We start from the raw sequence: 23,343 nt of genomic DNA, 5'->3' as shown, positions 1-23,343 counted from the left end.
GCCGTCGCGCGACGCAAAGCGCCCATTGTAGTGACATCCCGCGAGGCTGCGGTGAAAAAAGCGCCACACGCCGCACGGGTCGGAAGCGGGCGCTAGAATGCGGCATCATCGAATGTTTTGGAACGGACAACCATGCGCATCCTGCTAGTCGAAGATGACCGGATGATCGCCGAAGGCGTGCGCAAGGCGCTGCGCGGCGAAGGCTTCGCCGTCGATTGGGTCGAGGACGGCGAAGCGGCGCTGCGAGCGGCGGCGGCCCAGCCTTACGACCTCGCGTTGCTCGACCTCGGTCTGCCTAAGCGCGACGGTCTCGAGGTGCTGCGCGCACTGCGTGCGCGCGGCCATGCGCTGCCGGTGCTGATCGTCACCGCGCGCGACGCGGTCGCCGATCGTGTCAAGGGCCTCGACGCCGGCGCTGACGATTACCTTGTCAAACCTTTCGATCTCGACGAACTCGGTGCGCGGATGCGCGCGCTGATCCGGCGCCAGTCCGGCCGCAGCGATTCGACGATTCGCCACGGCAATTTGACCCTCGATCCCGCGTCGCACCAGGTGACGCTCGATGGCGCCCTGGTCGCGCTATCCGCGCGCGAATTCGCGCTGCTCGAGGCGCTGCTCGCGCGACCCGGCGCGGTGCTGTCCAAGAGCCAGCTAGAGGAAAAGATGTATGGCTGGGGCGAGGAGATCGGCAGCAATACCGTCGAGGTCTATATCCACGCGCTGCGCAAGAAGCTCGGCGCCGATCTGATCCGCAACGTCCGCGGGCTTGGCTACATGATCGCGAAGGACGCCTGAGCCGATGCGCTCGATTCGCCGACAACTGTTGTTCTGGCTGCTCGCGCTCGTGCTGCTCGGCGTCGGCATCGCGGGCTGGCTGATCTACCGGCAGGCACTCGCCGAAGCGAACGAGCTGTTCGACTACCAGCTCGAGCAGATCGCCGCGGCGCTGCCGGCGGAACCGTTCTCGCAGGTGCTCGGCCGCGATACCGGCGACGAGGGCATCGTGCTGCAGATCTGGAACCGCAACGGCATGCTGATGTATTACTCGCGGCCGCGTGCGCCGCTCGCGCCGCGCGCCGAACTCGGTTTTTCGACCGAGCGCACCGACCGCGGCGAATGGCGCGTATATGGCGCGATCGTCGGCGACAACGTCGTGCAACTCGCGCAGCCGCTGTCGGTGCGCAACCGGCTCGCCGCCGATGTCGCGCTGCGCACGCTGTGGCCGCTGATCGTGCTGCTGCCGCTGCTCGGACTCGCGGTATGGGTGATCGTCGGTCGCGGGCTGCGGCCGCTGCGGCGCGTGACGAGCGCGCTCGACACCCGTCATCCCGAAGCGCTGGATCCATTGCCTGATCAGCGCCTGCCGCTCGAAGTGCGGCCGCTCGTGCGTGCGCTGAACGGGCTGCTGCAGCGGCTCGCGACCGCGCTCGATATCCAGAAGGCGTTCGTCGCCGATGCCGCGCACGAATTGCGCACGCCGCTTGCCGCGGTACAGATTCAGGCGCAACTGGTCGCGCGCGCGAAGGACGACACAGCCCGCAGCGAGGCGCTCGCCGATCTGCAGGCGGGTGTCACGCGCGCGACGCGCCTCGCCGAGCAACTGCTCGCGCTCGCGCGCGCCGAGCCGGACGGCGCCGCCGGCGCAGTGATGCTCGATCTGCGCGAGCTGCTGCAGGAGTGCGTCGCGACCTACGCGCCGCTCGCGATGAATCGCGGCGTCGACCTCGGCATCGAGGCGAGCGAGGCCGCTAGCGTGACCGGCGACGCCGAAGCGCTGCGCGTGATGTTCAACAACCTCGTCGACAACGCGACCAAGTACACGCCGCGTGGCGGCCGCGTCGACGTCAGCCTGCGTGTCGAGGACGGCCACCCGGTCGTGCGGATCGCCGATAGCGGCCCTGGTATCGATCCCGCCGATCGCGAGCGCGTGTTCGACCGGTTCTATCGCGCGGGAGCGGGCGCGAATCGCGCGCGCACCGACGTGGCGGGCAGCGGCCTCGGTCTCGCGATCGTGCGTCGCATCGCCACCCAGCATCATGCGCAAGTGTCGCTCGATGACTCGCCGGCCGGTGGTTTGCAGGTCATCGTACGCTTCTGATCATGGTGATTTACTGTTCGGCCAACGCCGGCGTTCATGCTGGCGCGGCGGTCCGTAGCGGCCGGTCCGATAAGGTTCCCATGATCTGGCGCTGCTTAAGACTCTTTTAAGTGATGCCCCTTACGCTCCTCGACATCCAAAGTCACTTTGTCCAGTCAGGAGCTCATGATGAACGCGAAAACCTTGTCCCGCGGCGCCGTTGCGGTAGCTGTGGCCGCTGCGCTTTCAGCCGGCTATGTGGCGGGCCATCGCGACGTGCCAGCACCGCAGATCATCTCGCCGGCGCAAGCCGCCGCGATGATGCCAGCCGAAGCAGCCGCCAAAACCGGTATCCCCGATTTCTCCGGTCTCGTCGAAACCTACGGTCCGGCCGTCGTCAACATCAGCGCGAAGCACGTGGTCAAGCAAACCGCGATGCGTGGTAATGGCGGCAACCTCAACGGCAACCAGCTGCCGATCGATCCGAACGATCCGTTCTATCAGTTCTACAAGCGGTTCTTCGGCGGCGTGCCCGGCATGCAGGGCGGCGATGGCGGAGACGCGCCCGACCAGCCGAGCGCGAGCCTCGGCTCGGGCTTCATCATCAGCAATGACGGCTACATTCTGACGAACGCGCACGTGGTCGATGGCGCGAACGTCGTCACCGTGAAGCTCACCGACAAGCGCGAATTCAAGGCGAAGGTGGTCGGTGCCGACAAGCAGTCCGACGTCGCCGTGCTGAAGATCAACGCGAGCGATCTGCCGACGGTGAAGATTGGCGATCCGCGCCAAAGCAAGGTTGGTCAGTGGGTCGTCGCGATCGGCTCACCGTACGGCTTCGACAACACCGTGACCTCGGGCATCATCAGCGCGAAGTCGCGTTCGCTGCCCAATGAGAACTACACGCCGTTCATCCAGACCGATGTGCCGGTGAACCCTGGCAACTCGGGCGGTCCGCTCTTTAATCTGCAAGGCGAAGTGATCGGCATCAACTCGATGATCTACTCGCAGACGGGCGGCTTCCAGGGCCTCTCGTTCGCGATCCCGATCAACGAGGCGATCAAGGTCAAAGACGATCTCGTCAAGACCGGTCACGTGAGCCGCGGCCGCCTCGGCGTCGCAGTACAGGGCTTGAACCAGACGCTCGCCGAGTCGTTCGGCATGCAGAAGCCGCAAGGCGCGCTGGTCAGCTCGGTCGACGCCAACGGGCCAGCGGCCAAGGCTGGCTTGCAGCCGGGCGACGTGATCCTGTCGGTGAATGGCGACGAAGTGAGCGATTCGACGGATCTGCCGGCGAAGATCGCAGGTCTCGCGCCGGGCAGCTCGGCGACGCTGAAAGTGTGGCGCGATAAGGCCAGCAAGGACGTGAAGGTGACGATCGGCTCGTTCTCGGACGCAAAGGTTGCGTCGGCGAACAAGACCGATCAGCAGACCCAGTTGCAAGGCCGTCTCGGCGTCGCTGTGCGGCCGTTGACGCCGGAAGAGAAGAGCAGCGCGTCGGTGTCGCACGGTCTGCTCGTACAGCAGGCAGGCGGCGCGGCGGCGAGTGCCGGCATCCAGGCGGGCGACGTGATTCTCGCGGTCAATGGCCGTCCGGTCACGAACATCGATCAGCTGAAGCAGATGATTTCGGGCGCAGGCAACAGCATTGCGCTGCTGATCCAGCGGGATAACGCGCAGATTTTCGTGCCCGTAGATCTCGGCTGATCCAGTATCCGGGCGGTTCGAACGGATCGCCCATCCCAGTTTGAGCTGTAGTAGCGATTGCCGGTCCTTTGCATTTACTGCAAGGACCGGTTTTTTTTCGCCTGTCCGCACCGTGCTACGGCGAGCAGCGCGGACAGGGCGAAACGCGCCACGCGGCTTGTTGTCACGGTCGTGCATGTCCAGTCGACGCAACCGGATGGTTGGCACGCAGGTTGCTTCGACCTTGATTTGGGCCTGTTCGGGGACTGGGCAAGGACTGCAACAAGGAGAGCGAACCGATGAAAACCCAACGCAATCAGCAAAGGATCGTAGCCGTCGCGCTGTGCGCGGCGCTCGCGCTCGGACTGGCGGGCGGTGCGTACGCGCAGCAGGCGGGCGTGACCGGTGGCTCGACGACCGACAACACCAGCGCGGGCAACACCAACGGCGGCGGCTTGCCGCAAGTCCAGCAGCAGGGCGACGTGTCGTACGTGTCGGGCGGCGTCGGCCTCGACGAATCGCGGGCGTTGCGACAAGCGCAAAGTCAGTGGCCACTGACGCTGCGCTTCACCGGACCCAACGCCGAGTTTCTCGCGGATGTGCACGTGCGTATCGTCGATGCCCATAACGGCGAAGTGCTGAACACGACGTCGCGCGGACCGTTCATGCTGGTGCGCTTGAGCCCCGGCCGCTATACGGTGCACGCGAAATACAACGACAGCGAGCAAACCCGCTCGCTTAGCGTGCCGGCGCACGGCAACGTCAAATCCGCGTTCATCTGGAACGCGAAGTAACGGGTCGATCGGTCCACCGCCGCGCAGCAAGCTTGCGCAATCGGCCGAAGTTTGGCCGATAATGAAGCCACGGGCAGTTCCCGTGGCTTTGCCGTTCCGGCGGCAACAGCCGGCAGTGCAGCACCCACCCCATCACGGAGCCTGGACATGAGCGATGCGTCGACATCTGCGGGACGGCTGGACGGCCATACCATCGTGATCCGCGACAACGGTCACCGCGTGCGCGTGATTCACGGCGGCGTGACGATGGCCGACACCCAGGCCGCGCTGACGCTATCGGAGACCGGCCTCGCCGACGTGTTCTATTTCCCGCGCGAGCACGTGAACATGGCCCGGCTCGAACGCTCGACGCACACGTCGCATTGTCCGTTCAAGGGCGACGCGTCCTACTTCCATCTGCGCACCGAAGATGGCGTGATCGAGAACGCGGTGTGGTGCTACGAGGCGCCGTTCGAGCAGGTCAGTCGCATCAAGGGCTATCTCGCTTTTTACGCATCGCGCGTCGACCGCATCGATCAGACGTCCTGATCCCGCAGTCGGCGCGTTCATCGGGGAGGTTGTCATGGAACTGAACGACGCGTTACGGATTCCGCTGGCGCCGTCCGAGGTCTGGGACGCGTTGCAGGACCTCGCGCTGTTGCGTGCCAGCCTCGACAACTGCGAGTCGTTCGTGCGTCTCGCCCACGGCGAATACGCGCTGACGATGACCGTGCCGCTCGGCCCGTTGCGTGCGCATTATCAGGCGCGCGCGCACGTCGCCGGCCAGGATTCCGGCCCGGCGGACGCGCAGCGCCGCACCATCAACTTCAAGGCCCTGGCCGAGGGCATCGGCGCGTTGCGCGGTCAGATCGAAGTGCGTTTGCGCGCGGACGAGGGGCGGGAGCGCGGCACGCGCATCGACTACACACTGTGGGCGACGTCGTCGGGACCGCTCGCCGAGCTGCCGACGCGCCAGCTCGAGAACGCCTTGCGTCAGATCGCCGACGATTTTTTCGCCGAGTTCGACGCCGTCGTGCGCGCCAAGCACGGCAAAGGGCCGAACCGCGCGCGTGGCACGGCGCCGCGTCGCCAGTACGTGTTTTTGCGGCCGATCACCCTCGGCGGCATCGCGCGGCGAGCGCGCATCGAGCACAGCCATGCGCTGTCGGGGCGCGCGGCGAGCGCGTCGCATAGCTGGGCGCATCACGAGCCCGGTCAGCATGTCGTGCCGTACTGGGCGTGGGCCGGGATGATCTTTCTGGTCGCACTATTGTTGTATGTCGCGCGCTGGTTCAGCGAGCATTGAGGCCGCGAGCCGCGCGCAGCCCCTGATGGAACGCGCGACAAACGTCCCGCGCGACTACGAAATCCCGGTGACGCACTACGAAAAAGCGGTGCTCCCGCCGCCTTCATCTAATCCCCGCCAAACTCCCGCCGCCACGCGCTCGGCGACGTGCGAAACGCGTCCGCGAAATGCTGCCGCAGCGATGCGGCCGAGCCGAATCCGGCGCTCGCCGCGATCGCTTCGACCGACTCGTCGGTGCTTTCCAGCAGCTGTTGCGCACGCGCGAGCCGCTGCGCGAGCAGCCACGCGCCGACGGTGGTGCCGGTCGCGAGCAGGAAGCGCCGCGTGAAGGTGCGGCGGCTCATCAACGCGCGCGCGGCGAGCGTGTCGAGCGTATGCCGCGCGGCCAGGTTGCCGCTCACCCAGTCGAGCAGGCCGGACAGGCGATCGCCGCGCGGCTTCGGCGGCATCGGCTGCTGCACGTATTGCGCCTGGCCGCCCTGGCGATGCGGCGACACGACCAGCCGGCGCGCGACGTGGTTCGCCACCCGCGCGCCGCAGATCTTGCGCAGCACGTGCAGGCAGCAGTCGAGGCCGGCGGCGGTGCCGGCCGAGGTCAGCACGTTGCCGTCGTCGACGTACAGCACGTCGGCGTCGAGCCGCACGCGCGGGTAGCGGCGCGCGAAGTCGTCGGCCCAGGCCCAGTGCGTCGAAGCGGGCCGTCCATCGAGGATGCCCGCGGCGGCCAGCACGAAAGCGCCGAGGCACAGGCCGACGAGCAGCGCGCCGCGCGCATGCGCGGCCCTCAGCGCGTCGAGCAGCGCGGCGGGCGGGGTTTCGGCGGGATCGCGCCAACTCGGCACGATGATCGTCTGCGCGTCGGCAAGCGCTTCGAGTCCGTGCGTGACCGCGATCGAGAAGCCCGCGGTCGTCGCGAGCGCGCCCGTCTCCGCGGCGCAGACGCGAAAGTCGAAGTCGGGAACACCGCCGCCGCGACGGTCCTCGCCGAACACGACGCACGGCACCGACAGATGGAACGGGCTGATGCGGTCGAATGCGACGACGGCGACGACGTGGCGCGGCGCCTGATCGGAGACGTCGTCGGAAGGTGCGAAGGTGGTCATGCCGGGCGCCTCATGAAAGCCATCAGTATGGCCCGATTCTAGCGAAGGTTGTCATTCGGGCCGCTGTCGACAGGCGGGCAGCGGAGCAACAATGCCGTCATTGCCGTTGCGCCGCGGCCACCGCGCTGGGCGCGCACCATCGACCGCTTTTTCTGACAAGGAGCCTTGCCATGAGCACACCCGCGCCGCGCCGTGCGCTGATCGTCATCGACGTGCAGAACGAATACGTGAGCGGCGACCTGCCGATCGAATTTCCGGACGTGCGCACGTCGCTCGCCAACATCGGTCGCGCGATCGATGCAGCGCGCGCCGCCAGTGTGCCGGTCGTGGTCGTGCAGAACCTCGCGCCCGCCACCTCGCCGCTGTTCGCGCGCGGCAGCGCGGGCGCGGAACTGCACACGGTCGTGAGCTCGCGCGCTCATGATCATTTCGTCGAGAAGTCGCTGCCGAGCGCATTCGCTGGGACCGATCTGGCCGACTGGCTCGCCGCCCGGCAGATCGATACGCTGAGCGTCACCGGCTACATGACCCACAATTGCGATGCCTCGACGATCAACCACGCGGTGCATGCTGGCCTCGCCGTCGAGTTCCTGCACGACGCAACCGGCTCGGTGCCGTATGAAAACAGCGCGGGCTTCGCGAGCGCGGAGGAGATTCATCGCGTGTTCAGCGTGGTGCTGCAGTCGCGCTTCGCGGCGGTCGCGAGCACCGATCAATGGATCGCGGCGCTAAAGAGCGGCGCGCCGCTCGAGCGCGGCAACATCTATGCGTCGAATCAGGCGGCGCGAGCGCGCCGGGCGGTTGCCTGAACCCGGCGCAGGGGCGGTGGTCCGGTCCAAAAACAGAAACGGGCGGTTCAGCGAACCGCCCGCTGTTCCAATCCGTCACCCTGGCGCGCCTTCTATGCCGCCTTCCTGCGCAACGCCGGACTCAGGCGCAAGGCGTCGAACATCGCTTCCACCATCTGCTGCGCTTGCGCGCCGAAGTCGGTCGCGTCGGGCAAAAACAGCATGTCGCGCAACGAGCCGCCGACGAACGCGTGGACCATCGCCGCGGCAAGCTTCGTGTCGAGGTCGGCGGGCATCTGGCCTTTGGAGATCGCATTGCGCAGACCGCCCTCGATCTTCGCGAGCCCCTCGCGCATATTGGTCTGATACCGTTCCATCACCGGCCCCATATCTTCGACCAGCTCGCACTTCAGAAACAGAATGTCGAACACGCGGCGGCGGCGCGGATCGTTGGCAGTGTCGCGCAGGCAGACCACGCAGACTTCAATCAGGCGCCCGAGCGGATCAGCTTCGTTGGGATCGAGCGACGCCGCCTTCAGTTCGTCGAGCGGCAGCAGCACGCGGTCGAACATTTCTGTGAACAGCTCGCTCTTATGCGCGAAATGCCAATAAATGGCGCCGCGCGTGACGCCCGCGGCCTGGGCGATATCGGCCAGCGACGTGCGCGATACACCCTTCTCGAAGAAGACCTGTTCGGCCGCGTCGAGAATCCGGTTGCGCGTCTCCAGCGCCTCTTCTTTGGTTCTTCTGACCATATTGGTGTAGCCTGCGCTGATCCTGGGGTTTATGCGGACAGTTTTAAGTCAGTCTGATGACGCTTTGACTACTTCTCAAGCGAATTGCGACGCGAATCTGCGGTACCCCAGCCTCGGAAGATATGAATGCACTTTTACATGCATTCATGAATGTATATATAATAGCACCCCACGATCGGATAGCCCAAGCCGTGACGAGCGGTTAATATCCGTCACTGTTGCCTTTCGAAAGCGCTTTCGCGGCCGCCAAACGGCGGCGCTGCGCGGCATTCCCCGGTATGGCGCATTCGTAGCAGGGTGCCCTGCAGGCGCAGGTTTGCATCCATGGGCTTCCGGTCGAGCGTCGCGAGACGCTTGTGTGCGCTGTCGTCCCCGGGGTAGGGATGCGCGCACTTTTTCATTACTCAGTCTTTGACAGAGGTCGCTCCATGCGCGTCGAACGGGTTCCATTCCGCTTAATCAGTGCCGCGACGGCTGCCATCTTGCTGGCGGCGTGCGGACCAAAACAATCTGCCCCGCCGCCACAGACGCCCGAAGTCGGCGTCGTCACCCTCCAGCCGACGACCGTGCCCGTCGTCACCGAACTGCCCGGCCGTACCAGTGCCTTCCTCGTCGCGCAGGTGCGCGCGCGGGTCGACGGCATCGTGTTGCGCCGTGAGTTCACCGAGGGTAGTGAGGTCAAGGCCGGCCAGCGTCTGTACAAGATCGATCCGGCGCCGTACATCGCGTCGTTGAACAACGCGAAGGCATCGCTCGCGAAGGCGCAGGCGAACCTGGTGACGACCACCGCGCAGGCCAATCGCTACAAGGTGCTGGTCGCGGCGAACGCGGTCAGCAAGCAGGACTACGACAACGCGGTCGCCGCCGAAGGCCAGGCCGCCGCCGACGTCGCCGCAGGCAAGGCCGCGGTCGATACCGCGCAGATCAACCTCGGCTATACCGACGTGACCTCGCCCGTGACCGGGCGGATCGGCGTGTCGCAGGTCACGCCGGGCGCCTTCGTGCAGCAGAGCGCGGCCACGCTGATGGCCACGGTTCAGCAGCTCGACCCGGTGTACGCCGACCTCACGCAATCGAGCCTCGAGGGTCTGAAGCTGCGCCGCGACATGCAGGAAGGGCGTCTCAAGACGACCGGTCCGGGCGCCGCGCAGGTGACGTTGGTGCTGGAAGACGGCCGCGTCTACTCCGAGAAGGGCAAGCTGCAGTTCACCGACGTGACCGTCGACCAGGGCACCGGTTCGGTTACGGTGCGCGCGATCTTCAAGAACCCGAACCACGTGCTGCTGCCGGGCATGTTCGTGCGCGCGAAGATCGACGAGGGCGTCAACCAGAACGCGCTGATCGTGCCGCAAGTCGGCGTCACGCACGACCAGAAGGGTCAGCCCACCGCACTCGTCGTCGGCAACGACAACAAGGTCGAGCTGCGTCAGCTCGTCACCTCAGGCACCTTCGGCTCGTACTGGGTGGTCTCGGACGGCCTGAAGGCGGGTGACCGCGTGATCGTCCAGGGCACCGACAAGGCGCGTCCCGGCCAGTTGGTCAAGCCCGTGCCGGCGCAGCTGCCCGGCAACCCGGCTTCCGACGCCGCCGCAAACGGCGCCCAGACAGGTCAACCCGCGGCTCAGCCTGCCTCCGCCGCTTCGGGCGCGTAATAACAGGGAGCCCGCCTCATGGCAAAGTTCTTTATTGATCGCCCGATTTTTGCATGGGTGATCGCCATCATCCTGATGCTCGCGGGTCTCGCGTCGGTGTTCACGCTGCCGATCGCGCAATACCCGACCATCGCGCCGCCGTCCATCCAGATCAGCGCAACCTATCCGGGTGCTTCGGCGAAGACGGTGGAAAACACCGTTACGCAGGTGATCGAGCAGCAGATGAGTGGTCTGGACCACCTGCTGTACCTCGCGTCGACCTCGGACGACACGGGCACGGCCACCATCACGCTGACGTTCGCGGCCGGCACCAACCCTGACATCGCGCAGGTGCAGGTGCAAAACAAGCTGCAGCTCGCCACGCCGTTGCTGCCGCAGGCGGTGCAGCAGCTCGGCACCAAGGTCACGAAGTCGAGCAGCAGCTTCCTGCTGGTGATGGCGTTCGTGTCGACCGACGGCAGCATGAACAAGTACGACCTCGCGAACTACGTCGCGTCGAACATTCAGGATCCGATCAGCCGTATCGACGGCGTGGGCACGGTGACGCTGTTCGGCTCGCAGTACGCGATGCGCATCTGGCTCGACGCGAACAAGCTGAATAACTTCGGTCTGACGCCGCTCGATGTCGAAACCGCGCTGCAGGCGCAGAACGTGCAGGTCGCGGGCGGCTCGCTCGGCGGCACGCCGTCGGTGCCGGGTCAGGTGTTGCAGGCCACGATCACGCAGGCGACGCTGCTCAATACGCCCGAGCAGTTCGGCAACATCCTGCTGAAGGTGAACCAGGACGGCTCGCAGGTGCGTCTGCGCGACGTGTCGCGCGTCGAGCTCGGCGGCGAAAACTACAACTTCGACACCAAGTACAACGGTCAGCCGACGGCAGGCTTCGGTATCCAGCTCGCCACGGGCGCGAACGCGCTCGCCACCGCGAAGGCGGTGCGCACGAAGATCGCCGAACTGTCGAAGTACTTCCCGCACGGCCTGGTGGTGCAGTACCCGTACGACACGACGCCGTTCGTGCGCCTGTCGATCGAGGAAGTGGTCAAGACGCTGCTCGAAGGTATCGTGCTGGTGTTCCTCGTCATGTACCTGTTCCTGCAGAACCTGCGCGCTACGCTGATCCCGACGATCGCGGTGCCGGTGGTGCTGCTCGGTACGTTCGCGATCATGAACGTGGTGGGTTTCTCGATCAACACGCTGTCGATGTTCGGTCTCGTGCTCGCGATCGGCCTGCTGGTGGACGACGCGATCGTGGTGGTGGAAAACGTCGAGCGGGTGATGCAGGAGGAGGGCTTGTCGCCTCGCGAGGCAACCCGCAAGGCGATGGACCAGATCACCGGCGCGCTCGTCGGCGTGGCGCTCGTGCTGTCGGCGGTGTTCGTGCCGGTGGCATTCTCGGGCGGCTCGGTCGGCGCGATCTACCGGCAGTTCTCGCTGACGATCGTCGCGGCGATGGTGCTGTCCGTGCTCGTCGCGTTGATTCTGACGCCGGCGCTGTGCGCGACGATCCTGAAGCCGATTCCGAAGGGTCATCACGAAAAAGCCACCGGCTTCTTCGGCTGGTTCAACCGTACCTTCAACACGAGCCGCGACAAGTACCACTCGGGCGTGCACCACGTGATCAAGCGCTCGGGCCGCTGGCTCATCATCTACATGGTGGTGATCTTCGCGGTGGGGCTGCTGTTCGTGCGTCTGCCGAAGTCGTTCCTGCCTGACGAAGACCAGGGCACGATGTTCGTGCTGGTGCAAACGCCGTCGGGTTCCACGCAGGAAACCACCGCGCGCGCCCTCAAGGACGTGTCGGACTACCTGCTGAACGAAGAAAAGGCGATCGTCGAATCGACCTTCACGGTGAACGGCTTCAGCTTCGCGGGTCGTGGCCAGAACGCGGGTCTCGTGTTCGTGCGGATGAAGGACTACGCGCAGCGCCAGCACGCGGACCAGAAGGTGCAAGCGCTGGTGGGCCGTCTCTACATGCACTTCAGCACCTACAAGAACGCGACGGTGTTCCCGGTCAATCCGCCGTCGATTCCTGAACTCGGCACGGCTGCGGGCTTCGACTTCCAGCTGCAGGACCGCGCGGGTATCGGTCACGCGAAGCTGATGGAAGCGCGCAACATGCTGCTTGGTCTGGCGGCGAAAGATCCGACGCTCGCGCAGGTGCGTCCGAACGGCCTGAACGATACGCCGCAGTTCAAGGTGAGCATCGACCACGAGAAGGCTTCGGCGCAGGGTGTTTCGCTCGCCTCGATCGACCAGACGTTCTCGATCGCATGGGCCTCGGCGTATGTGAACAACTTCCTCGACACCGACGGCCGGATCAAGAAGGTCTACCTGCAGGGCGACGCACCGTTCCGGATGAAACCGGAAGACGTGAATGCCTGGTTCGTGCGCAACGGCGCGGGCGCGATGGTGCCGTTCTCGGCCTTCGCGAGCACCGAGTGGACCTTCGGTTCGCCGAAGCTCGAGCGCTACAACGGTATTTCGTCGGTGGAAATCCAGGGTGCGGCCGCGCCGGGCAAGTCGACCGGTCAGGCGATGGCGGCGATGGAACGGATCGTCACCAAGCTGCCGGCGGGAGTCGGCTACGAGTGGACCGGTCTGTCGCTGCAAGAGCGTCAGTCGGGTTCGCAGGCGCCAATCCTGTACGGCATCTCGATTCTCGTCGTGTTCCTGTGTCTCGCGGCGCTGTATGAAAGCTGGTCGATCCCGTTCTCGGTGATCATGGTGGTGCCGCTCGGTGTGATCGGCGCACTGCTGGCCGCGACGCTGCGCGGGCTCGAGAACGACGTGTTCTTCCAGGTGGGTCTGCTGACCACCGTGGGTCTGTCGGCGAAGAACGCGATTCTGATCGTGGAATTCGCGCGAGAACTGCAGCAGAGTGGAGGCATGGGACCGATCGAAGCCGCCCTCGAAGCGGCGCGTCTGCGGTTGCGTCCAATCCTGATGACCTCGCTCGCGTTCATTCTCGGCGTGCTGCCGCTCGCGATCAGTAACGGCGCGGGCTCGGCCAGCCAGCACGCGATCGGTACCGGCGTGATCGGCGGCATGTTGACGGCGACCTTCCTCGCGATCTTCATGATCCCGATGTTCTTCGTCGTGATTCGCGCGAAGTTCGGCGGTGAGAAGGAAGACCCGGATGAGGCGCTGCGCCACTATGAACAGCACCATCCGCACGATCCGCAAGGCGGCGCGGCGGGTGGCACGACCGACGGGTCGGATGGCAATGGCTCGGGCAAGGATGGGCATTGAGATGCAAAAACACTCTTTGATTGCAGTGGCGGTCGCGCTGCTCGCCACGGGTTGCACGCTGGCGCCGCACTACCAGCGGCCCGCCGCGCCCGTGACGGCGACTTTCCCGACGGGCGGCGTGTACGACCAGCAGCCGGGCGCGCAGGGCGCGCGCGGCGCGAACGGCCTGGCTGCCGCCGACATCGGCTGGCGCGACTTCTTCGTCGATCCGCGTCTGCAGCAGCTGATCGAAATCGCGCTGAAGAACAACCGTGATCTGCGTGTGTCGGTGCTGAACATGCAGGCGTCGGCGGCGCAGTACCGTATCGTGCGCGCGGGCCTGTTCCCGACGCTCGACGCCGCGGCTTCGCAAAGCCGGCAGCGCACGCCGCGCGATCTGCTGGCGTCGCCCAACGGCCCGACGATTACCAACACGTATTCGGTGGGCTTGAACGCGTCGTGGGAAATCGACTTCTTCGGGCGCGTGCAGAGCCTGAAGGATCAGGCGTTGGCCACATACCTCGGCACCGCGCAGGCGCGCAAGTCCGCGGAAATCGCGCTGGTGTCGCAGGTGGCGAACCAGTACATGACGGTGCTCGAACTGGACGATCTGCTGAAGGTCACGCAGAACACGCTGAAGACGGCGCAGGAGTCGTTTCGGATCACCAAGCTGCAGTTCGACAACGGCACCGGTTCGGAACTCGATCTGCGCCAGTCGCAAACGGTTGTCGAAACCGCGAGCGCGGACCTGCAGGCGCAGATGCGTTTGCGGGCTCAGGCTGACAACGCGCTGGTGCTGCTGATCGGCGAGCCGTTACCGGCTGATCTTGCGCCAGGCCTGCCGCTGAGCGACCAGAGCCTGCTCACGGATATTCCGGCGGGCCTGCCGTCCGATCTGCTGACGCGCCGTCCCGACATCATGGAGGCCGAGGAAAATCTGCTCGCGGCCAACGCGAACATCGGCGCGGCGCGCGCCGCGTTCTTCCCGAAGGTCACGCTGACCGGCAGCGCCGGCACGCTGAGCCCGACGCTCGGCGGGCTGTTCAAGCCGGGTTCGGCGGCGTGGAGCTTCGCGCCATCGATCACGCTGCCGATCTTCGAGGGCGGTCAGAACATGGCCAACCTCGATCTCGCCAACATCGAGAAGAACGTGCAGATCGCCACGTATGAAAAGGCGATCCAGACGGCCTTCCGCGAAGTGGCGGACGGACTGGCCGCGCGCGGCACGTACGACGAGCAGATCGCGGCGCTCGAGCGGGATGTCGCGGCCGAGCAGCGCCGGCTGGATCTGTCGACCCTCCGTTATACGAACGGTGTCGACAGCTATCTTTCGGTGCTGACCGCGCAGACCTCGTTGTACGTGGCTCAGCAGGCGCTGGTCACCGCGCGCATGGAACGTCTGCAGAACCTGGTCACGCTGTACCAGGCGCTCGGCGGCGGCTGGATCGAGCACAACGGCGACCATCCGCGTCCCGCCGACGCGCCGGTCGACTACGGTGCGGCGAGCGCACCGGTCGCGGCTTCGGCGGCGACGGCAGGGTAAGCGCTGCGGCTCGACGAACCGCTGAAGTAAAGCAAAAACGCCACGGCATGCCGTGGCGTTTTTGTTGATTCGCGGCGTTCGGTGCCGCTCGCCGCATCATCGCTGCATCAAAGCTCAATGCAGATCCGCCGCCCGCAGCATCTCGTTGCTCTGCGGTGCGCCGCCCGCGCTGGCGTCGAGATCGTGCCCGGCGCGGCGAAGCTCGCTCTTCGCCTTCTTCTCGCTCTTCACGCCGTTGAAGATCAGGTTCAGCGCGACCGCCGACACCGACGCGAGCAGAATCCCGCTATGTAGCAGCGGCGACAACGCCGGCGGCAGTTGCGAGAAGAAGTGCGGCGAGACGACCGGCACGAGGCCGAGCCCGATGCTGACCGCGACGATGAAGAGGTTGTGCTGATTCCTCACGAAGTCGACGCGCGACAGCACCTTGATGCCGTTCGCCGCGACCATGCCGAACATCACGATGCCCGCGCCGCCGAGCACGAACGCCGGCACCGACGCGACCACCTGCGCCATCTTCGGGAAGAGGCCAAGCAGCACGAGGATCACGCCGCCCATCGCGCAGACGAAGCGGCTCTTCACGCCGGTCACGCCGATCAACCCGACGTTCTGCGAGAACGACGTATGCGGGAACGAGTTGAAGATGCCACCGATCAGCGTGCCGAGACCGTCGACGCGCAAGCCACGCACCAGCGTTTTCTGATCGACCGGACGATCGACCATGTCGCCGACCGCGAGAAACATGCCGGTCGATTCGATGAACGTGACGAACATCACGGTGACCATCGTCGCGATCGACAGCGCATCGAAGTGCGGCAGACCGAAGTGGAACGGCATCACGAAGCCGACCCACGGCGCGTGCATGACGCCGTCCAGGTTGACGCGGCCGAGCATCAGCGCGATCGCGAAGCCCGCGACGATGCCGAGCAGCACCGAGATATTGGCGACGAACCCCCTGGCAAACCTGTTGATCAGCAGGATCAGCGTCAGCACGAGCAGCGCCAGGCCGAGATATACCGGATTGCCGTAGTCGGGATTGCCGACACCGCCGGCCGCCCAGTTGATGCCGACCTCCATCAGCGACAGGCCGATCACCGAAATCACGACGCCGATCACGACCGGCGGGAAGAAGCGCAACAGCTTGCCGACCGCGGGCGCGAGCAGAATGCCGATCACGCCGGCCGCGATCGTCGAGCCGAAGATGTCGAGGATGCCGAGCGAAGGATTGGTGCCGATCGCGACCATCGGGCCGACGGCCGCGAACGTGCAGCCCATGATGACGGGCAGGCGGATGCCGAAGATCCACAGTCCGAGCGTCTGGATCAGCGTGGCGATGCCGCAGGAAAACAGATCGGCGCTGATCAGGAAGGCGACCTGGTCTTTCGGCAGCTTCAGCGCCGCGCCGATGATCAGCGGCACCGCGACCGCGCCAGCGTACATGACCAGCACGTGCTGGATGCCGAGAGTGAGCAACTGGCCCGCCGGTAGGCGCTCGTCGCACGGGTGAACCGTGTTCGCTTGCATATCGTCTGTCTCCACCATCTCGTTTTGGGATGACTCCAAGGTATCGGGGACGAAAAGTCGCAACAAGCCCATACGTGGCTATTCCGGCATTCCCGGCGACGATATGCAGAGACCTGTTTTGAAAGGCAAATTAAAGCCACGAGTGGGACGGATCGGCCGTCGGACGCCAGAGAACCCTATGCAGTGGGGGCCGCGGGCGATGCATGGCGTGCGCGGCGCGGGTTCGTCGCGCGAGGGGATATGTGTGAGAATCAATGACGTGTATCACGCTTCACGCATAGTCCTGTTTTGATGACGCTCGCAGCACGGCGGGGTTAACCCGTGAATGGTTTTTTTTCGCGTGTTTTCCGAGCCGTTTGTTCAACGTTCGCGGCGTCTGTGCAGCTTCGCCTTTGGGCTTCGCTTTCCAACTTCGTCGCCAGTCTCGCTGGCTCCTTCTTCACCTCGTTTCAACGTCCCTGCGCTCATGAGTTTTCTCGGCATCGACCTCGGCACCGGCTCCCTGAAAGCGGCAATCGTCGACGAACATGGACGCGAGCAGGCGGTATCGAGCGTCGCTTATGCGCTCGTTACGCCGCACGCGGGTTGGGCCGAAATCGACGTCGAGACCTGGTGGAACGCACTCGTCCATGCGATGGCGGGCCTGCCGCGCGAGCTGCGTGACGGCGTGCGCGCGATTGGCTTCTCTGGCCAGATGCACGGCGTCGTGCTGCTCGATGCAAACGGCGCAGCGGTGCGGCGCGCCATGCTGTGGCCGGACTCGCGCGCGCTCGCCATGCTCGACGCGTGGCCCGAGCCGCAACCGAATCCGGTCGCGCCCGGCATGGCCGGACCGCTGCTGCGCTGGCTCGTGCTGCAAGAGCCGGAAGCTGCGCGCCGCACGCGCTGGGCGCTGCAGCCGAAGGACTGGCTGCGCGTCGCGCTCGGCGGCGCGTGCGTGACCGATGCGTCCGACGCGTGCGCGACCGCGCTCGCCGATCCCGCCGGCGCGTGGGACACGGCGCTGCTGCAACGCCTCGAGATTCCGCCCGAGTGGTTCGCGCCTGTGGCGCCGTCGTATGCGGCGGCGGGCGCGCTGTCGCCGCAGGCCGCGCAGGCACTTGGCTTACGGGCCGGTATCGTGCTCGCAACCGGCGCCGCGGATACGCCGTGCGCGGCGCTCGGCAGCGGACTCGTGCGTGACGGCGACGCGCTGCTGACGACCGGCACCGGCGGACAGATCGTCGTGCTCGCGAACGACGAGCCTGCGCCGCAAAAGGGCTTGCATCGCTATCGCGCGGCGAGCGATCACTGGTATCGGATGGCGGCGATGCAGAACGTCGGCATCGCGCTGGAGCGGGTGCGCGGGTGGCTGTCGTTTGGGTGGGCGGAGGCTTACCGGGAGGCATTTGACGATGCGGCTGATGCAAGCGCTCATGCCGCCGCTGAAGTGGCGTCGACGCTGAGCTTCCTGCCGTACCTGACCGGCGAGCGCACGCCGTGGCTGAACCCGCAGGCGCGAGGCGGCTGGCTCGGTTTGTCGCTCGAGCATACGCGCGGCGCGATGATGCGTGCGGCGTTCGAGGGCGTCGCGTTCTCGTTGCGCGCGGGGCTCGACGCGATTCGCGCGAGCGGCGCGCCGGTGACGGCGCTCAAGCTCGCGGGCGGCGGCTCCGTCGACGCGCGCTGGCGACAACTGCTCGCCGATGCGCTCGACGTCGACCTGCATGCGGTCGATTGCCCGAACGCGGCGCCGCGCGGCGCGGCGATCCTCGGCGGTCTCGCGTGCGGCCACTGGCAGACGCGCGATCTCGCCGCGCTCGCGCCGGGCGCGAGGCGCGTCGCGGGTCCACGAGGCGATGCGGCGCTTGCTGAACGCTATGCGCGCTTCGTCGATCTGTATGTCCGGGTCGAGCCGTGGTTCGGTGGTAGCGCGCCGTGCGAAGCGCAGCGACAGCGAGGGCGTTGAACACGGTGCCGAGCGCAGCCATCGGCGACGCAGCCTTCACGCACTATGCAATACCATGACGCTTTTCGCGCGCCACGCAGTCGCCGGCACGCGATGCCATTTCGCATTCACGCACTCACGGACTCACAGACTCACAGGAGCATTGACGATGAAGACCAAAGCAGCAATCGCATGGAAAGCCGGCGCCCCGTTGACGATCGAGGAAGTCGATCTCGAAGGGCCGCGCGCCGGTGAAGTCCTGATCGAAGTGAAGGCGACGGGCATCTGCCACACCGACTACTACACGCTGTCGGGCGCCGATCCCGAAGGCATCTTCCCGGCGATTCTCGGCCACGAAGGCGCGGGCGTGATCGTCGATGTCGGGCCGGGCGTCGGCACGCTGAAGAAGGGCGATCACGTGATTCCGCTCTACACGCCCGAATGCCGTCAGTGCAAGTTCTGCCTGTCGCGCAAAACGAATCTCTGCCAGGCGATCCGCGCGACGCAGGGCAAAGGCCTGATGCCCGACGCGACCTCGCGCTTCTCGCTCGATGGCAAGCCGCTGTTTCACTACATGGGGACGTCGACGTTCTCGAACTACATCGTCGTGCCGGAGATCGCGGTCGCGAAGGTGCGTGAAGACGCGCCGTTCGACAAGATCTGCTACATCGGCTGCGGTGTGACGACCGGCGTCGGCGCGGTCGTGTATTCGGCGAAGGTCGAGGCGGGTGCGAACGTGGTGGTGTTCGGGCTCGGCGGTATCGGGCTGAACGTGATTCAAGGCGCGAAGATGGTCGGCGCGGACAAGATCATCGGTGTCGATCTCAACCCGGGCCGCGTCGAACTCGCGAAGAAGTTCGGCATGACGCACTTCATCAACCCGAACGAAGTCGAGAACGTCGTCGATCACATCGTGCAACTGACCGACGGCGGCGCCGACTACTCGTTCGAATGCATCGGCAACGTGAAGGTGATGCGCCAGGCGCTCGAATGCACGCACAAGGGTTGGGGGCAGTCGTTCATCATCGGCGTCGCGGCGGCGGGCGAGGAGATCAGCACGCGGCCGTTCCAACTGGTGACAGGCCGCGAGTGGAAGGGCTCGGCATTCGGCGGCGCGCGAGGCCGCACCGACGTGCCGAAGATCGTCGACTGGTACATGGAAGGCAAGATCAATATCGACGATCTGATTACGCACCGTCTGCCGCTCGAGCGCATCAACGAGGGCTTCGAGCTGATGAAGAAGGGCGAGTCGATCCGCTCGGTCGTGCTCTACTAAGCGAGGAGCGTCGCGATGCTCGAACTACTATCGTCGCACGCCTGCCACGGCGGCGAGCAGCGCTTTTACCGGCACGAGTCGCGCACCGTCGGTCTGCCGATGCGCTTCTCGGTCTATCTGCCGCCGCAGGCGTTGCGGGGCAATGCGAAGGTGCCCGCGCTGTTCTACCTCGCGGGGCTGACCTGCACCGAAGAGACGTTCGCGATCAAGGCCGGCGCGCAGCGCTTCGCGGCCCGGCACGGCATCGCGCTGATCGCGCCGGATACGAGCCCTCGCGGCGCGGGCGTGCCCGGCGAGAGCGATGCGTGGGACTTCGGCGTCGGCGCGGGCTTTTATGTCGACGCGACCGAGCAGCCGTGGGCGCGGAACTACCGCATGTACTCGTACGTGCGCGACGAGCTGCGCGAAACGGCGCTTGCGAACCTGCCGATCGATGGCGCGCGTCTCGGCGTCTTCGGTCATTCGATGGGCGGGCACGGCGCGCTGATGCTCGCGCTGCGCAATCCGGACATTTATCGGTCGGTGTCGGCGTTCGCGCCGATCGCGGCGCCGATGCGTTGTCCCTGGGGCGAGAAGGCGTTTGGCGGTTATCTCGGCGAGAACCGTGAAGCGTGGAAGCAGTACGACGCGAGCGAGCTGGTTTCGCACGCGACGCACAAGTTCGCGGAAGGGATTCTCGTCGATCAGGGGCTCGCGGATCAGTTCCTGCCCACGCAGCTCAATCCCGACGTATTCGAAGCGGCGTGCAAGGCCGCGGGTCAGCCACTGACGTTGCGCCGGCATGCGGGTTACGACCACGGCTACTACTTCATCTCGACGTTCGTCGAGGATCATCTCGCGCATCACGCGAAGGTGTTGCTCGGCTGAACAACGTCGTAAAACGCGGGGCAAAAAAAACGGCGGCACTTCATGTGCCGCCGTTTTTTCATTTGATCGGCGTAAGCGCCGCTCAATGCCGCTTCAACAGACTCCCGCCATACACCACCGCCGACAGCGCGGTGATCCAGAAGCTCGTCGGGCAATCGGTATAGAACGCGAGCGTCAGCCCGAGCCACGCCTGCGCGAGCGCGAACACGGCCGCGAGCACGAGACCCGTCGACAGCCGCGTGCTCAGGTTCTGCGCGGCGGCGGCCGGCCCCACCATCAGCGTGAACACGAGCAGCACGCCGACGATCTGCGTGCAAGCGGCGACGGCTAGCGCGGCGATCGCGAGAAACAGCACCGACACGCGGCGCAGCGACACGCCCTTCGCTTCGGCCAGCTCCGGCTGCAGCGACGCGAACAGCAGCGGCCGCATGATGGCCGCGAGCGCGGCCAGACTGACGACGCCCAACGCCGCGAGCACACCGAGCGTCGCTGCATTGACGCCGAGCACGTTGCCAAACAGCAGCGCCGTCACCTGCGTCGCGTAGGCGGTGAAGAAATGCAGAAACAGCAGCCCAAAGCCGAGCGACAAGGAAAGGATTACGCCGATCGCGACGTCGCGGCCGGCGAGCCGTTCGCCGAGCGCGCCCATGCCCACACCGGCCGCGAGCGTGAAGCCGATCATCCCCCAGATAGGCGAGATGCCGATCAGCACCGCGCCGGTCGCGCCGGTGAAGCCGACGTGCGACAGCGCGTGGCCCGCGAACGTCTGTCCGCGCATCACCAGAAAATAGCCGACCACGCCCGCCAGCACCGCGACGATCCCCGAGGCCGCGAATGCGTTCACCATGAAATCGTATTCAAACATCGTGCGTGTGTCCGTCGCGTAAGTCGTGCGGGTTTGGGCGACTGTGTGAGTGGCCGTGCGAATGCGTATGTCCGCCGTCCTCGTCGTGTTCGTGCTCGTGATCGTGCTTCTCGACTTCGACGCCGCCCGACATCACGAAGATGCGGCCGTTCACGCGCATCACGTCGATCGGCGAACCGTACAGACGCGACAGCACCGGCCGCGTGATCACTTCGTCGACGGTGCCGAGCGCCGCGACGCCGCTGCCGAGATACAGCACGCGATCGATCGAGTTCAGCAGCGGATTGAGTTCGTGCGCGGAGAACAGCACCGCGATGCCGAGCTCCTGCTGCACGCGCCGCACCAGTTCGACGACGCTCTTCTGGTGATGCGGATCGAGACTGATCAACGGTTCATCGAGCAGCAGCAGTTTCGGATTGCCGAGCAGGCATTGCGCCAGCAGGAGCCGCTGCCGTTCGCCGCCCGACAACTCCGACAGTGGCCGCTTCGACAGATTCGTCCCGCCGACGAGCTCGAGCACCCGATCGACGTCCGCGCGCGTTTTTGCATCCGCATGCGGCAAGCCCCAGCGATGACCATCGGCTGCCATCGCGACCAGATCGCGGCCGCGCACGCGACGGCCGGCGAGCGCGCTGCGCGTCTGCGGCATATAGCCGATCGACGCGTTGCCGCGCTCGACCGTCTGCCCGAGCACGCGGATCGCGCCGCCCACGGCCGGCACGAGGCCGAGCACCGCGCGCATCAGCGTCGTCTTGCCCGCGCCGTTGGGCCCGAGCACGCCGATGAACTCGCCCTGGTTCACGACGAAGCTGGTGTCGCGCAGGATCGTGCGGCCGCCCAGATCGAGCGTCGCGTTGTCGAGTTCGAGCACGGGCCTGTCGCCGCGCGCGGTGGGTGCGCCTGATTGCACACCTGCTGGCGTTTGATGGCCAGTCGGAATCATGGAGCCTTTCCTTGCGCGTTCGCGCTGGTCGCGCCGATCGCGCCGTTCGTGTCACCCGCCGCGAGCGCTTTCTGCAACGCATCGAGCTGCGTCAGCATCCACGTCTGATAGGTCTTGCCGGGCGGCAGGGTTTCGGTGACGCTCATCGTCGGTACCTTCGATTGTTGCGCGAGCTTCAGCATGCGTTTGGTCAGCGCCTCGGTGGCCTGGCTGTTATAGATCAGCACGCGCACGCGCCGCTCGCGCAGATCGCGTTCGAACGCGGCGATATCGGCCGCGCTCGCTTCGGTGTCGTTCATCGTGGCGAGCTGGAAGCGCTGGTTGCGCATGGCGAGGCCAATCGCGTCAGACATATAGCCGAACACCGGCTCCGTCGCCGTGACCGGCAAGCCCGCATAGCGGCCGTGCAGCTCGGCGACCTTCGCGTCAATCGGCTTCAGCGAATCGAGAAACTTCGCGAGGTCCGCATCGTACGCCGACTTGTGCGCCGGGTCAGCAGCGCTGAGTGCGTCGCAGACCGCGCGCGCGACTTTCGGCATCGTCGCCGGGTCGTACCACAGGTGCGGATTGTCGCCGCCTTTTTTGCCGACGAGGTCGGCCGCGACGATCACCGTGCGATGCGCGCCTTTCGACGCGGCCAGCAGCTTCGCCATCCACGGATCGTAGTCGGCGCCGTTGTAGACGACGAGGCTCGCGTGCTGCAACGCGCGCGCGGTGGCCGGGCTCGCTTCGAACAGATGCGGGTCCTGGTCCGGGTTGCTGAGGATGCTGGTCACGTCGACGCGATCACCGCCGAGTTGCCGGACCACGTCGCCATAAAAGTTCTCCGCGGCGACGACCGGAATTTTCGCGTCGGCGGCGAACGCGTTGTGGCCGAAGCCGAGCGCCGCGATCGCGAGCAGGCAGGTGCACAGATGGGTGCGCACAGACGTCGAACGCTTCAGCGCGCGGTGCGCTCTGGACAACATCAAGCCGATTGTTTTCATCGTTGTTTCCTGCTGGGTGAGAGTTGAATCAGCCACTCGCGGTG

19 protein-coding genes are annotated in these 23,343 nt (G+C 65.8%); 13 read left to right on the top strand and 6 right to left on the bottom strand.

The window, feature by feature from the left end; all coding sequences use genetic code 11:
* Positions 1-132: 132 nt before the first annotated feature.
* From F6X39_RS09210 to F6X39_RS09185, 6 genes are all read left to right on the top strand, one after another.
* Positions 133-795 carry a response regulator gene (locus tag F6X39_RS09210; RefSeq protein ID WP_027198735.1) on the top strand — a complete coding sequence of 221 codons (663 nt, stop codon included), beginning with the start codon at positions 133-135 and terminating at the stop codon, positions 793-795.
* Between the two features lie 4 nt (positions 796-799).
* Positions 800-2,098: an ATP-binding protein gene (locus F6X39_RS09205; protein ID WP_187616399.1), complete on the top strand. Its 1,299-nt coding sequence runs from the start codon at positions 800-802 to the stop codon at positions 2,096-2,098.
* Positions 2,099-2,266: 168 nt separating this feature from the next.
* Positions 2,267-3,784 (top strand): DegQ family serine endoprotease, encoded by a 1,518-nt coding sequence (locus F6X39_RS09200; RefSeq protein ID WP_184058614.1) that lies wholly within the window; start codon positions 2,267-2,269, stop codon positions 3,782-3,784.
* A gap of 278 nt (positions 3,785-4,062) precedes the next feature.
* Positions 4,063-4,557, top strand: a complete 495-nt coding sequence (locus F6X39_RS09195; protein WP_187616398.1) for a carboxypeptidase regulatory-like domain-containing protein — start codon at positions 4,063-4,065, stop codon at positions 4,555-4,557.
* Between the two features lie 147 nt (positions 4,558-4,704).
* Entirely contained in the window at positions 4,705-5,085 is a 381-nt protein-coding gene (locus F6X39_RS09190; RefSeq protein ID WP_184023015.1) for a DUF427 domain-containing protein, read from the top strand.
* 34 nt (positions 5,086-5,119) lie between these two features.
* Positions 5,120-5,842, top strand: coding sequence for a CoxG family protein (locus F6X39_RS09185; protein ID WP_187616397.1), 723 nt, complete (start codon positions 5,120-5,122; stop codon positions 5,840-5,842).
* A 107-nt stretch (positions 5,843-5,949) separates the two neighbouring features.
* On the opposite strand, the gene F6X39_RS09180 is transcribed toward F6X39_RS09185, so the two are convergent.
* Complete coding sequence (locus tag F6X39_RS09180; RefSeq protein ID WP_187616396.1) at positions 5,950-6,945, bottom strand: helix-turn-helix domain-containing protein; 996 nt, start codon at positions 6,943-6,945, stop codon at positions 5,950-5,952.
* A gap of 170 nt (positions 6,946-7,115) precedes the next feature.
* Here F6X39_RS09180 and F6X39_RS09175 point away from each other — a divergent pair, with 170 nt between their 5' ends.
* Positions 7,116-7,754 (top strand): cysteine hydrolase family protein, encoded by a 639-nt coding sequence (locus F6X39_RS09175; protein ID WP_184023017.1) that lies wholly within the window; start codon positions 7,116-7,118, stop codon positions 7,752-7,754.
* Between the two features lie 92 nt (positions 7,755-7,846).
* Here the strand turns inward: F6X39_RS09175 and F6X39_RS09170 are convergent, their stop codons facing one another.
* On the bottom strand, positions 7,847-8,488 hold the full coding sequence (locus F6X39_RS09170; protein WP_184023018.1) for a TetR family transcriptional regulator: 642 nt from the start codon (positions 8,486-8,488) through the stop codon (positions 7,847-7,849).
* 428 nt (positions 8,489-8,916) lie between these two features.
* Between F6X39_RS09170 and F6X39_RS09165 the strand changes: the two genes are divergently transcribed.
* The 3 genes from F6X39_RS09165 to F6X39_RS09155 are packed head-to-tail and all read left to right on the top strand — an operon-like array spanning position 8,917 to position 14,911.
* A complete protein-coding gene (locus F6X39_RS09165; RefSeq protein ID WP_187616395.1) occupies positions 8,917-10,140 on the top strand; it encodes an efflux RND transporter periplasmic adaptor subunit in 1,224 nt (407 codons plus the stop codon).
* 18 nt (positions 10,141-10,158) lie between these two features.
* Positions 10,159-13,389 carry an efflux RND transporter permease subunit gene (locus tag F6X39_RS09160; protein WP_187616394.1) on the top strand — a complete coding sequence of 1,077 codons (3,231 nt, stop codon included), beginning with the start codon at positions 10,159-10,161 and terminating at the stop codon, positions 13,387-13,389.
* 1 nt (position 13,390) lies between these two features.
* Positions 13,391-14,911, top strand: coding sequence for an efflux transporter outer membrane subunit (locus F6X39_RS09155; RefSeq protein ID WP_187616393.1), 1,521 nt, complete (start codon positions 13,391-13,393; stop codon positions 14,909-14,911).
* Positions 14,912-15,025: 114 nt separating this feature from the next.
* On the opposite strand, the gene F6X39_RS09150 is transcribed toward F6X39_RS09155, so the two are convergent.
* Positions 15,026-16,435, bottom strand: a complete 1,410-nt coding sequence (locus tag F6X39_RS09150) for a nucleobase:cation symporter-2 family protein (protein ID WP_187616392.1) — start codon at positions 16,433-16,435, stop codon at positions 15,026-15,028.
* Positions 16,436-16,901: 466 nt separating this feature from the next.
* Between F6X39_RS09150 and F6X39_RS09145 the strand changes: the two genes are divergently transcribed.
* The 3 genes from F6X39_RS09145 (at position 16,902) to fghA (ending at position 20,505) form a co-directional block, all read left to right on the top strand.
* A complete protein-coding gene (locus F6X39_RS09145) occupies positions 16,902-18,383 on the top strand; it encodes a xylulokinase (protein WP_187616391.1) in 1,482 nt (493 codons plus the stop codon).
* 148 nt (positions 18,384-18,531) lie between these two features.
* Positions 18,532-19,638 carry an S-(hydroxymethyl)glutathione dehydrogenase/class III alcohol dehydrogenase gene (locus tag F6X39_RS09140; protein WP_184023024.1) on the top strand — a complete coding sequence of 369 codons (1,107 nt, stop codon included), beginning with the start codon at positions 18,532-18,534 and terminating at the stop codon, positions 19,636-19,638.
* Between the two features lie 15 nt (positions 19,639-19,653).
* Positions 19,654-20,505: an S-formylglutathione hydrolase gene (gene fghA, locus F6X39_RS09135; RefSeq protein ID WP_187616390.1), complete on the top strand. Its 852-nt coding sequence runs from the start codon at positions 19,654-19,656 to the stop codon at positions 20,503-20,505.
* Between the two features lie 82 nt (positions 20,506-20,587).
* On the opposite strand, the gene F6X39_RS09130 is transcribed toward fghA, so the two are convergent.
* From F6X39_RS09130 to F6X39_RS09120, 3 genes are read right to left on the bottom strand one after another with little or no spacing between them, the layout of a single operon-like run.
* The gene (locus F6X39_RS09130) at positions 20,588-21,370 is read right to left on the bottom strand and encodes a metal ABC transporter permease (RefSeq protein WP_090801692.1); all 783 of its coding nucleotides are present in this window, start codon (positions 21,368-21,370) and stop codon (positions 20,588-20,590) included.
* Positions 21,363-22,313 carry an ABC transporter ATP-binding protein gene (locus tag F6X39_RS09125; RefSeq protein WP_187616389.1) on the bottom strand — a complete coding sequence of 317 codons (951 nt, stop codon included), beginning with the start codon at positions 22,311-22,313 and terminating at the stop codon, positions 21,363-21,365. The genes F6X39_RS09130 and F6X39_RS09125 overlap by 8 nt, the downstream gene beginning before the upstream one ends.
* Complete coding sequence (locus tag F6X39_RS09120) at positions 22,310-23,299, bottom strand: metal ABC transporter solute-binding protein (RefSeq protein WP_187616388.1); 990 nt, start codon at positions 23,297-23,299, stop codon at positions 22,310-22,312. Before F6X39_RS09120 ends, F6X39_RS09125 begins: the two co-directional genes overlap by 4 nt.
* Positions 23,300-23,343 lie beyond the last annotated feature (44 nt).

This window comes from Paraburkholderia sp. UCT2, assembly GCF_014397665.1.
Taxonomy (GTDB): Bacteria; Pseudomonadota; Gammaproteobacteria; order Burkholderiales; family Burkholderiaceae; genus Paraburkholderia; species Paraburkholderia tuberum.
This window is presented reverse-complemented; position numbering and strand designations above follow the sequence as displayed.

Excerpts from the sequence above, each read along its gene's own strand:
- fghA (WP_187616390.1), top strand. The coding sequence starts at position 19,654 with ATGCTCGAACTACTATCGTCGCACGCCTGCCACGGCGGCGAGCAGCGC.
- F6X39_RS09130 (WP_090801692.1), bottom strand. The coding sequence starts at position 21,370 with ATGTTTGAATACGATTTCATGGTGAACGCATTCGCGGCCTCGGGGATC.
- F6X39_RS09205 (WP_187616399.1), top strand. The coding sequence starts at position 800 with ATGCGCTCGATTCGCCGACAACTGTTGTTCTGGCTGCTCGCGCTCGTG.
- F6X39_RS09165 (WP_187616395.1), top strand. The coding sequence starts at position 8,917 with ATGCGCGTCGAACGGGTTCCATTCCGCTTAATCAGTGCCGCGACGGCT.
- F6X39_RS09120 (WP_187616388.1), bottom strand. The coding sequence starts at position 23,299 with ATGAAAACAATCGGCTTGATGTTGTCCAGAGCGCACCGCGCGCTGAAG.
- F6X39_RS09145 (WP_187616391.1), top strand. The coding sequence starts at position 16,902 with ATGAGTTTTCTCGGCATCGACCTCGGCACCGGCTCCCTGAAAGCGGCA.
- F6X39_RS09125 (WP_187616389.1), bottom strand. The coding sequence starts at position 22,313 with ATGATTCCGACTGGCCATCAAACGCCAGCAGGTGTGCAATCAGGCGCA.
- F6X39_RS09160 (WP_187616394.1), top strand. The coding sequence starts at position 10,159 with ATGGCAAAGTTCTTTATTGATCGCCCGATTTTTGCATGGGTGATCGCC.
- F6X39_RS09155 (WP_187616393.1), top strand. The coding sequence starts at position 13,391 with ATGCAAAAACACTCTTTGATTGCAGTGGCGGTCGCGCTGCTCGCCACG.
- F6X39_RS09170 (WP_184023018.1), bottom strand. The coding sequence starts at position 8,488 with ATGGTCAGAAGAACCAAAGAAGAGGCGCTGGAGACGCGCAACCGGATT.
- F6X39_RS09190 (WP_184023015.1), top strand. The coding sequence starts at position 4,705 with ATGAGCGATGCGTCGACATCTGCGGGACGGCTGGACGGCCATACCATC.
- F6X39_RS09140 (WP_184023024.1), top strand. The coding sequence starts at position 18,532 with ATGAAGACCAAAGCAGCAATCGCATGGAAAGCCGGCGCCCCGTTGACG.
- F6X39_RS09195 (WP_187616398.1), top strand. The coding sequence starts at position 4,063 with ATGAAAACCCAACGCAATCAGCAAAGGATCGTAGCCGTCGCGCTGTGC.
- F6X39_RS09200 (WP_184058614.1), top strand. The coding sequence starts at position 2,267 with ATGAACGCGAAAACCTTGTCCCGCGGCGCCGTTGCGGTAGCTGTGGCC.
- F6X39_RS09150 (WP_187616392.1), bottom strand. The coding sequence starts at position 16,435 with ATGCAAGCGAACACGGTTCACCCGTGCGACGAGCGCCTACCGGCGGGC.
- F6X39_RS09185 (WP_187616397.1), top strand. The coding sequence starts at position 5,120 with ATGGAACTGAACGACGCGTTACGGATTCCGCTGGCGCCGTCCGAGGTC.
- F6X39_RS09210 (WP_027198735.1), top strand. The coding sequence starts at position 133 with ATGCGCATCCTGCTAGTCGAAGATGACCGGATGATCGCCGAAGGCGTG.
- F6X39_RS09180 (WP_187616396.1), bottom strand. The coding sequence starts at position 6,945 with ATGACCACCTTCGCACCTTCCGACGACGTCTCCGATCAGGCGCCGCGC.
- F6X39_RS09175 (WP_184023017.1), top strand. The coding sequence starts at position 7,116 with ATGAGCACACCCGCGCCGCGCCGTGCGCTGATCGTCATCGACGTGCAG.